3 protein-coding genes are annotated in these 1,079 nt (G+C 62.4%); all 3 read right to left on the bottom strand.

Features of this window, described 5'->3' with window-relative positions:
- Positions 1–50 precede the first annotated feature (50 nt).
- From sdhD to AB4Y84_RS22270, 3 genes are read right to left on the bottom strand one after another with little or no spacing between them, the layout of a single operon-like run.
- Positions 51–437: a succinate dehydrogenase, hydrophobic membrane anchor protein gene (sdhD, locus tag AB4Y84_RS22280; protein ID WP_025878813.1), complete on the bottom strand. Its 387-nt coding sequence runs from the start codon at positions 435–437 to the stop codon at positions 51–53.
- On the bottom strand, positions 434–826 hold the full coding sequence (sdhC, locus tag AB4Y84_RS22275; RefSeq protein ID WP_025878812.1) for a succinate dehydrogenase, cytochrome b556 subunit: 393 nt from the start codon (positions 824–826) through the stop codon (positions 434–436). The genes sdhD and sdhC overlap by 4 nt, the downstream gene beginning before the upstream one ends.
- Before the next feature lie 56 nt (positions 827–882).
- On the bottom strand, positions 883–1,077 hold the full coding sequence (locus AB4Y84_RS22270; RefSeq protein WP_442251008.1) for a DUF1674 domain-containing protein: 195 nt from the start codon (positions 1,075–1,077) through the stop codon (positions 883–885).
- Between the last annotated feature and the right edge of the window lie 2 nt (positions 1,078–1,079).

The following is a 1,079-nucleotide window of genomic DNA, read 5'->3' as shown; positions in this document are numbered from 1 at the left end:
CCATCTTGTAAGCGGACATCTAGTCTGGATTCCTGTCTTGGCGCCTGGGCTCAGGCAACGCCGAGGGCGATGCGGCCCACCGCAAACACACTGACGATCATGCCGAGCACGGCAACGAACTTCACCGCGGTCTGCAGCACCAGGGCCAGCAGCGATTCGTGGATGTAGTCCTCCAGCACGACCTGCAGGCCGAGCTGGGCATGCCAGAACATGGCGATCAGCAGGCCGATCAGCGGAACGGCGTTCCACGGCTTGGCGATCGCGGCGGTGGCGGTCACGTAATCCGAGCCCAGCAGGCCCAGCACGAACACCAGGAACCAGATGCCCAGCACCACCAGCGCGGCGGCGGTCAGGCGCTGATGCACGAAGTGCTCGGTGCCGGTCTTGGCCGAGCCCAGACCGCGCACGCCCTTCAACGGGGTACGGAACTTGCTCATGCGGCACCTCCGAAGAGCACATAGGCCCACACCGCCAGGGTGATCAGCAGGCTGCCGATCACCGACATCCAGCTGCTGCGGATGAAGGTGGCAATGCGGAATCCGATCGCGAAGTCCTGCACGATATGGCGGATGCCATTGCACAGGTGATAGGCGAACGACCATGTCCACGCGAACAGGAACACGCGGCCATACCAGGCCCCGGCATGGCCGGTGAAGCAGTTCCAGGATTCGGGCCCCATCATCAGAGCCAACAGGCCTCCGGCGATGATGAGGGCACCAACAGACAGAAAGACGCCAGTGGCTCGATGCAGGATCGAGGTGGCCATCTGAATCTGCCAGCGATACACCTGAAGGTGCGGAGAAAGGGGACGTTGTCTGGTCGCCATTCGCTGGGCTCGTTGTCTCGGCTGGGCGGCATAAGGCCGCGTTGGCTCAATGCTGATCAAAAATCGATGCAGCGTCCGTTTTTTTCCCAATCGCCATACCGCACCGGATCGAGTCCGCCGCGGCCACCGAATTCTTCTTCCACCTCTGGTTGTTCCACGGGCACAGGGACCGGGGGAACCAGCGGGGCTTCAGCTTCGGCGTCGGGAGTGGGGGTTGTTTGGCCTATCATGATGGGTCTCGCAACGCACAAAT

It is taken from the genome of Stenotrophomonas sp. 2YAF22, assembly GCF_052114665.1.
GTDB lineage: Bacteria > Pseudomonadota > Gammaproteobacteria > Xanthomonadales > Xanthomonadaceae > Stenotrophomonas > Stenotrophomonas indicatrix.
The sequence above is the reverse complement of the archived record's forward strand: the minus strand, read 5'-3'. Positions and strand labels throughout refer to the sequence as shown.